Source organism: Labilibaculum sp., from assembly GCF_041595635.1.
In the GTDB taxonomy this organism is placed as follows: Bacteria; Bacteroidota; Bacteroidia; order Bacteroidales; family Marinifilaceae; genus Labilibaculum.
Window position 1 is genome coordinate 1 of record NZ_JBFHJW010000101.1, and the last position, 7,918, is coordinate 7,918.

The following is a 7,918-nucleotide window of genomic DNA, read 5'->3' on the forward strand; positions in this document are numbered from 1 at the left end:
AGCGACCATAAAATGGACGATGCCGATCCAAAACTGGGGAGTGATACTCAATCAGTTTTTAGCTATATTTGAAGAAAGGGTCAGACTTAACTAAAGTCTAACCCTGGAAATATCACTTACACACTTTGCGGGACAGTGTCTATAGGACAGCTTTTTTTATGGCATTTAGTAAGCTTACATCATTCCTGGCATTCCACCACCCATTGGCGGCATAGCAGGAGCAGCTTCTTCTTTAATATCAATCAAAACACACTCGGTAGTTAAAAACATTCCAGCAATTGAAGCTGCATTTTCTAGCGCTACACGAGAAACTTTAGCAGGATCGATAACTCCTGTTTCGAATAGGTTCTGATACTCACCAGAACGAGCATTGTAACCAAAATCACCTTTCCCAGCTCTCACTTTATCCACAACAACTGCGCCTTCGCCACCTGCATTTCCAACAATCTGACGCAATGGCTCTTCAATAGCACGTTTAATGATTTCAATTCCTGTTGTCTCATCTTCATTTTCACCTTTAAGGTTTTCAAGAGCAGCAATTGCACGAATGTAAGCAACTCCTCCACCAGGAACAATTCCTTCTTCCACAGCAGCACGAGTAGCACTCAATGCATCATCAACACGATCTTTCTTCTCCTTCATCTCAACTTCAGAGGCAGCTCCTACATAAAGAACAGCTACACCACCAGCCAATTTGGCTAATCTTTCTTGAAGTTTTTCTTTATCGTAATCGGATGTAGAGTTCTCAATTAAAGTTTTAATTTGAACCACACGAGCAGAAATACCATCTTTAGCACCATTTCCATTTACAATGGTCGTATTTTCTTTATCGATAGTAATTTTTTCAGACTGACCAAGCATTTCTAGGGTTGCTTGCTCCAGTTTCATTCCTTTTTCTTCTGAAATAACAACACCACCTGTTAAAATGGCAATGTCTTCCAACATTTCTTTTCTTCTATCGCCAAAACCTGGAGCTTTAACAGCAGCAACTTTTAATGATCCTCGTAAGCGATTCACAACCAAAGTAGCCAAAGCTTCACCTTCCACATCTTCCGCAATAATCATCAACGGACGACCTGCTTGAGCAGCTGGTTCAAGAACTGGCATCAATTCTTTCATTGTAGAAATTTTCTTATCGTACAATAAAATAAATGGATTTTCCAGATCAGCTTCCATTTTGTCGGCATCGGTAATAAAGTAAGGAGAAATGTATCCACGATCAAATTGCATACCTTCCACTACCTTCACGTAAGTTTCGGTTCCTTTTGCTTCTTCAACAGTAATTACACCTTCTTTTTTCACCTTTTCCATCGCTTCTGCTATCAAAGCACCAATTGTCTCATCGTTATTGGCGGAAATTTTAGCAACCTGCTTAATTTTATCGAAGTTATCTCCAACTTCCTGAGCTTGATCTTTAATATTTGCAACAACAGCCTCAACAGCGATATCAATTCCTCGCTTTAAATCCATTGGGTTTGCACCAGCGGTCACATTTTTCAATCCAACATTAACAATTGATTGCGCCAAAACAGTAGCCGTTGTAGTCCCATCACCAGCATCATCACCAGTTTTAGAGGCTACTTCTTTCACCATTTGAGCTCCCATATTAGCAGCAGGATCTTCTAATTCGATTTCTTTAGCTACCGAAACACCATCCTTAGTAATTTGTGGCGCTCCAAACTTACGATCAATTACTACATTTCGTCCTTTAGGACCTAAGGTTACTTTAACCGCATTTGCTAACTCATCAACACCTTTTTTCAAGAGGTCGCGAGCTTCTATATTAAATTTTATTTCTTTAGCCATTTCTTAGTATTTTTGAAATTTTGTTTCCTTACTTATGCAATGTACAAAACATCTGCTTGAGACATTAAAAGATAGTCATCTCCATCAATAGCTAACTCTGTCCCTGAATATTTGCCATAAAATACAGTATCTCCAACTTTTATTTCCATTGCTTCGTCCTTTTTGTCGGAGCCAACCAATACTACTTTGCCTTGCATTGGTTTTTCTTTTGCAGCATCTGGAATAATGATTCCACTAGCAGTTTTTTCAACAGCTGGTATTACTTGAACCAAAATTTTTCCTGCAAGAATTTTACCTTTTAACTCTACCATTTTAAAAATATTTAAAGTTATTATATTCATTTTACGCCATGTCCTCTTTCATAATCTATGCCAAATGAGTTTCTTTGACATTTTTTCCGAGATCCTGATTTATTGTCAAATTATGACTAACAAATAAGGAGAAAACATTTTGAAATGTCGCCCCATAAAGGCTAAATGCGCTGAAATACAGCCTGATAGTGGAGCAAAAAAATGTCAGCATGTTATGACATACTGACATTTCTCTATCTTATTAAGATCTATAAATTTTTACTGTGCTGTATCTGATTTTGTTTCAGAAGCATTAGTTGCAGGAGCTTCGGTTGGGAAAGTAGGAATCTGTGGAGCAGTTTCTGTTTCATTCAATTGCTGCTCAATTTGAGATTTCTCACCATCTACCTCACCACGATCAATAGTCATTGCTGCGGCAAGACAAAGAAATAATAAACTTCCGGCCAAAACCCAGGTAGCTTTTTCAAGAAAATCGGTTGTTTTCTTGACTCCCATAATTTGATTTGAGGCAGAAAAGTTTGAAGCTAATCCTCCTCCTTTTGAGTTCTGTACTAATACGATTAACACTAAAAGTACACAAACAATAAAGATCAATACTAAAACAAAGGTATACATACTTATTTATTTACTGTTTTTTAAATTTTCTATTCTTTCAATCTGACTCGCAAAGTAAGCTTTTTTTTCGGGATTTTTCAACACTAATTTGTCATAAACCGCTATTGCCTTATCAAACAGTTTCTGTTTCACGTAGATAAAGGCTAAAGTTTCACTCATAAAGCCATCTTTTTCGTCCAAACTTCCCAATGAAATATCTTCTTGTTTATCAGCGACTTTAATATCTCTACGGATTCGAGGTTCGTTTTGGATAAAATTATCAATTAAATCGATTCCTTTTTTAACTTTTTTATTGGACGAAACCTCTTTTTTATGTGAATTGGAATCATCACTCTTATCCACCACATGCATCCAATCAGAAAAAGACTGATTTTTTTCTTTATCAGGTTTAGAATCTGTTTTATCAGGCTCATCAGTCAAAGTATATAAATTGCCTCCAAAACCGATGTGATAAACCTCTGTAGCTGCCACTAACAAATCAGATTCACTCGCAGATTTTTTAGATTCTGAGTCTTCTTTTTCCTGTCCACCCCCATCGTTCTTTTCTTTCTGATCGCTTAATTCAAGAATTTCATCATTGGCAGGTTGCAAATTTTCAGTTACCTGGGCTGATGACTTCTCGACAGAAAGATTTGTATCTGAAAGCTCTAATTCATCCGCTAAATGGAACAATTCTGTGCTTCCATTTTCTTCTGAATCGAGCACTGTATTCTCTTCATTCTTATTTTTGGTAGGAATTAACTCTTGATTTGTCTCTGCAATAATCTCCAATCCTTCTTCACTAGGAATTACCTGGGAAGTTTGCACTAAATGTATTCCCTTTTCAGAACCATCCAAACGTGATTTTATTTTTATCTGATTCTGAATCAGTAAAAAAAGTTGACGCCGATCGGAAATATTTAAAGCGGAATTTTTCAATTCCTCTTTAAAACGGATGCTTTGGTTATCATGCAAATTTTTCAGCAAAAGTAAATGAGCCGTCTGAAAATAAGGATACTGACCAATCAGGTTTTTCAATTCCCGGTAACTGTTTCTATCCATTTTTTCCGAATCCCGAATCCAATCCTGCAATAAACTTTGCTCCATTTTTTACCAATTTACAACTGCGGCATTATAAATATCATCAATAATATCCTCTAATATCTCTTCCACCAATTCATCTTCTACATCACTTAACTGACTAGTACTATCAAAATCACTGTATGCAGAAAAACTCTTATCAAAATCATTATCAGGCTCAATTTCGTTAGTGAAACGTACTTTTATAGTAATCGTTAAACGGTTTGTAGCCGAAATATCATCTGAGGTAACGTCGATAGCTTTGGTTTGATATCCGGTTATTTCTCCCTCAAAATTGAGGTGACCTTCACCTCCTACAATTTCGTCTAAAGTTGTCTTGCTACGAAATTTCTCCTTCAAATCTTCGGCAAAATCATTACTTAAATCTGGATTTACCAAAGATGCCCTATTGGGAAAACTTTGTACTGAAAAAGTCTTTACATCGGCAGAAAGTGTTCCTCCTGTAAAAGAGTAAGAAACCCTACATGCCATCACCGTAAAGACAAACAATAAACTTAAAGAGATAATTTTTAATAATTTCATACGTTCGAAAGTAACAATAAATTATGAATATTAGTTGATATCGTATTCCTTGATTTTACGATAAAGTGTACGCTCCGATATTCCCAAATCCCGAGCAGCATATTTGCGTTTTCCGCTGTGTTTCTCCAAAGCTTTTTTAATCAACTCAACCTCCTTTTCTTCGAGTGATAAGGATTCTTCTACAAAAACCTCTGTATCCTGTATTTCAGATTCTTTAGAAGAAGAAATATTTGATGCTGATTTTGGGGAGGCGTGATGCTCTAGAATATCGACCTCCTGTTCCTCGTACAATTTTCTGATCAAAACAGCATTGTCTTTTTGCAGCAAAGATGAATCACCACTTGACTGCATCAATTCAAAGACTAATTTTTTTAAATCTGTCATGTCCTTTTTCATATCAAAAAGAACTTTGTATAGAATTTCTCTTTCGGATGAAAATGCCTGATCTTTTTTTGAACTATCAGAATAAATAGCCGGCAAGCGATGCTCATCATTCAATGGCAGGTAAACTTTTAAAATATCTGCACTTATTTGCCTTTCTTTTTCGATAATAGAAACTTGCTCAGTAACATTTTTCAGCTGGCGAATATTTCCCGGCCAACGGTAAGATTCTAGCATCTGTTGAGCTGTAGCATCTAATCGCAAGGGAGGCATTCGGTATTTTTCGGCAAAATCCTGAGCGAATTTACGAAAAAGCAAATGGATATCATCCTTTCGTTCACGAAGTGGTGGCATTGTAATAGGTACCGTATTTAATCGATAATACAAATCCTCACGAAATTTGCCTTCCTTCACAGCTTTTGTGATATTTAAATTGGTAGCAGCAACCACCCTTACATCCGATTTTAAAACCTTAGATGAACCTACTTTTATAAACTCCCCAGTTTCCAGAACCCTTAATAATCGAACTTGTGTTGATAAGGGAAGTTCACCTATTTCATCTAAAAATATGGTTCCATTATTGGCCACTTCAAAATATCCTTTCCGATCGGATAAGGCTCCTGTAAAGGCACCTTTTTCATGCCCAAACAATTCTGAATCAATAGTACCTTCGGGGATTGCACCGCAATTTACGGCAATGTAAGGAGCATGTTTTCGAGAACTAAATTGATGTATGATTTGCGGAAATACCTCTTTACCTGTTCCACTCTCTCCTGTAATTAACACAGATAAATCAGTAGGTGCCACTTGAATAGCAATATCAAGCGATCGATTTAAAGAATAAGCATTTCCAATAATTGAAAAACGATGCTTTATTGTTTGTATATCCATCCAAAAATCTAATTTGATTAGTATCAAAAAGTACAGCATGAAAAAATTTCATGCTACCTGACAAAATTACTACTTTTTAAAATTTATAAGAAATTATTAATAATTAATATCTATAAAGATTGTTAATATTAGGTATCCTTTTTATAGAAGTCACGTAATATTCGAGTGAATAGACCAGATACATTAAATAGAACATAAATGGTGCTACAACTCCAAAATTTAAAGGAATCAAATGAATTCCTAAATATTCTATTCGAGAATATTACATCAGCACTATTTATTCTTGATAAAGATGCTCGTATTAAAAACATGAATGAATCCTTTTCTCATCTTTTTAAAAAAGGAGAAAACCAAGTTGTAGGTAATTTATGTGGCAATGTTATAGGTTGTGAGTTTGCAGTAGAAGCAAATTCTCTATGTGGAGAGACATCCTACTGTAAAAAATGCATGCTTCGTTCCGATATTTTGCAAACCATGTCAGAAAAAGTACCTACCTACAAAAGAAAACTCTCCCGTGATTTTTACTCTGATACCCAAAAAGTAACCAAACATTTCTTATATTCTACAAGGCATATTACTTATTATGGTGATGAATATATTCTTGTAATTGTTGATGATCATACTGAATTAGAGAATAGCAGAAATAAACTACAAGAACAAAATGAAACACTTCGTATCCTTAATGATCAAAAATCTAAATTTCTAGGGATTGCAGCACATGACCTTCGAAATCCAATTGGAGCTATAAAATCATTTTCCGACATACTATTAGAATCATCGAGTGAAATTTCTGATGATGAAAAAATGGAGTTTCTAGAACTAATCAAAGAAAGCAGCCAGTTTTCTCTCAACTTAATCAATGAGTTACTAGACATCTCTAAAATTGAGTTGGGAAAATTAAATCTCGACAAAAAACAGTCAAATATCCAGGAAATAATAGCAAAAACAATAAAGATCAATAAGATTTTTGCAAAAAAAAAGAATATAGAAATTAAATTTATAGTGAGCACAGCCATTAGTCCCATAAGCTTGGATAGAAATAAAATAGAGCAGGTGCTACACAATTTACTTAGCAATGCCATTAAATACTCCAATCCTAACACAGTAATTAGCCTAAGCATCATAGAAAAAGAATCTAATATTCACATATCCGTTAAGGATCAAGGAGTAGGTATTCCCGATAAGGAATTGAAAAAGCTTTTCTCGGCATTTGGAACAACGAGTGCAAAAACCACTGCAAACGAAAGCAGTACAGGCTTAGGATTGACAATAGCAAAAAAAATAGTAAACAAACATGGTGGTGAAATAATGGCGCGCAGTAAATTAGGAGAAGGTTCTGAATTTTTGTTTACTTTGCCGGTAGATTAAAACACGCAAAATAAACAAGAATGAAATTCTTAGCTATTATTCCCGCAAGATTTGCTTCAACAAGATTTCCGGGGAAACCACTAGCCGATATTAACGGCAAACCAATGATTCAAAAAGTATATGAACAAGCACTAAAAGCACTCGATCACGTATATGTTGCTACTGATGATAGCAGAATTGAAGAAGCGGTTAAAAACTTTGGAGGCAAGGTAATCATGACTTCACCAAAGCATCAGAGCGGAACGGATCGAATTGCCGAAGCTGCTAAGATTATAAGTCAGGAATTAAATCTTAATTTCGATGTTGTTATTAACATTCAAGGTGACGAACCATTTATTCAACCCGAACAAATTAATTCGTTAATGACTTGCTTTTCTAATCCATTAACCGAAATAGCAACTCTTATCAAAGAAATCACTCATCAAAATGAAATTTTTGATCCGAATAAAGTAAAAGTTGTAACGAATATAAATGGAAGAGCTTTGTACTTTAGTCGTTCACCGATTCCTTTCCTTCGCGGAGAAGACCAGGAAAACTGGTTAAAACAAAATACATTTTTCAAACATATTGGAATGTATGCCTATCGCTACAAATCCTTGCTAAAAGTAACTCAATTAGAACAAAGCAAATTAGAGCTATCTGAATCGTTAGAGCAACTTCGGTGGCTCGAAAATGGATATTGGATACAGACAGAAATAACAAAACACGAATCAATTGGTATTGATACCCCAGATGATTTAAAAAGAGTACAAGAAATGGGACTATTATAGTTCCATTTTTTTGTCTTGTTTCAATTTTACCGCAAAAAAAAGAGTCTCACTCCACAAGGAATAAGACTCTTTTAAAGGTTGGCATCGACCTACTCTCCCACATCTCTGCAGTACCATCGGCGCTAACGGGCTTAACTTCTCTGTTCGGAATGGGAAGAGGTGGAACCCCGTTGC

8 protein-coding genes and 1 rRNA gene are annotated in these 7,918 nt (G+C 35.5%); 2 read left to right on the top strand and 7 right to left on the bottom strand.

Going from position 1 to position 7,918, the window contains the following annotated elements; genetic code table 11:
- Positions 1-174 precede the first annotated feature (174 nt).
- From groL to ABYT26_RS17060, 6 genes are all read right to left on the bottom strand, one after another.
- Positions 175-1,806, bottom strand: a complete 1,632-nt coding sequence (gene groL / locus ABYT26_RS17035; protein WP_372756124.1) for a chaperonin GroEL — start codon at positions 1,804-1,806, stop codon at positions 175-177.
- A 32-nt stretch (positions 1,807-1,838) separates the two neighbouring features.
- Complete coding sequence (groES, locus tag ABYT26_RS17040) at positions 1,839-2,117, bottom strand: co-chaperone GroES (protein WP_372756126.1); 279 nt, start codon at positions 2,115-2,117, stop codon at positions 1,839-1,841.
- Positions 2,118-2,375: 258 nt separating this feature from the next.
- Positions 2,376-2,732 carry a preprotein translocase subunit SecG gene (gene secG, locus ABYT26_RS17045; RefSeq protein WP_372756128.1) on the bottom strand — a complete coding sequence of 119 codons (357 nt, stop codon included), beginning with the start codon at positions 2,730-2,732 and terminating at the stop codon, positions 2,376-2,378.
- A 6-nt stretch (positions 2,733-2,738) separates the two neighbouring features.
- Positions 2,739-3,818: a hypothetical protein gene (locus ABYT26_RS17050; RefSeq protein WP_372756130.1), complete on the bottom strand. Its 1,080-nt coding sequence runs from the start codon at positions 3,816-3,818 to the stop codon at positions 2,739-2,741.
- A 3-nt stretch (positions 3,819-3,821) separates the two neighbouring features.
- Positions 3,822-4,334, bottom strand: coding sequence for an LptE family protein (locus tag ABYT26_RS17055; RefSeq protein WP_372756132.1), 513 nt, complete (start codon positions 4,332-4,334; stop codon positions 3,822-3,824).
- 30 nt (positions 4,335-4,364) lie between these two features.
- The gene (locus ABYT26_RS17060) at positions 4,365-5,606 is read right to left on the bottom strand and encodes a sigma-54 interaction domain-containing protein (protein WP_372756134.1); all 1,242 of its coding nucleotides are present in this window, start codon (positions 5,604-5,606) and stop codon (positions 4,365-4,367) included.
- A 198-nt stretch (positions 5,607-5,804) separates the two neighbouring features.
- On the opposite strand from ABYT26_RS17060, the gene ABYT26_RS17065 reads away from it, so the two are divergent.
- Positions 5,805-6,974 carry an ATP-binding protein gene (locus ABYT26_RS17065; RefSeq protein WP_372756135.1) on the top strand — a complete coding sequence of 390 codons (1,170 nt, stop codon included), beginning with the start codon at positions 5,805-5,807 and terminating at the stop codon, positions 6,972-6,974.
- A gap of 20 nt (positions 6,975-6,994) precedes the next feature.
- Complete coding sequence (kdsB, locus tag ABYT26_RS17070; RefSeq protein ID WP_372756137.1) at positions 6,995-7,744, top strand: 3-deoxy-manno-octulosonate cytidylyltransferase; 750 nt, start codon at positions 6,995-6,997, stop codon at positions 7,742-7,744.
- A gap of 76 nt (positions 7,745-7,820) precedes the next feature.
- On the opposite strand, the gene rrf is transcribed toward kdsB, so the two are convergent.
- A 5S ribosomal RNA gene (gene rrf, locus ABYT26_RS17075) occupies positions 7,821-7,918 on the bottom strand; the annotation flags it as partial.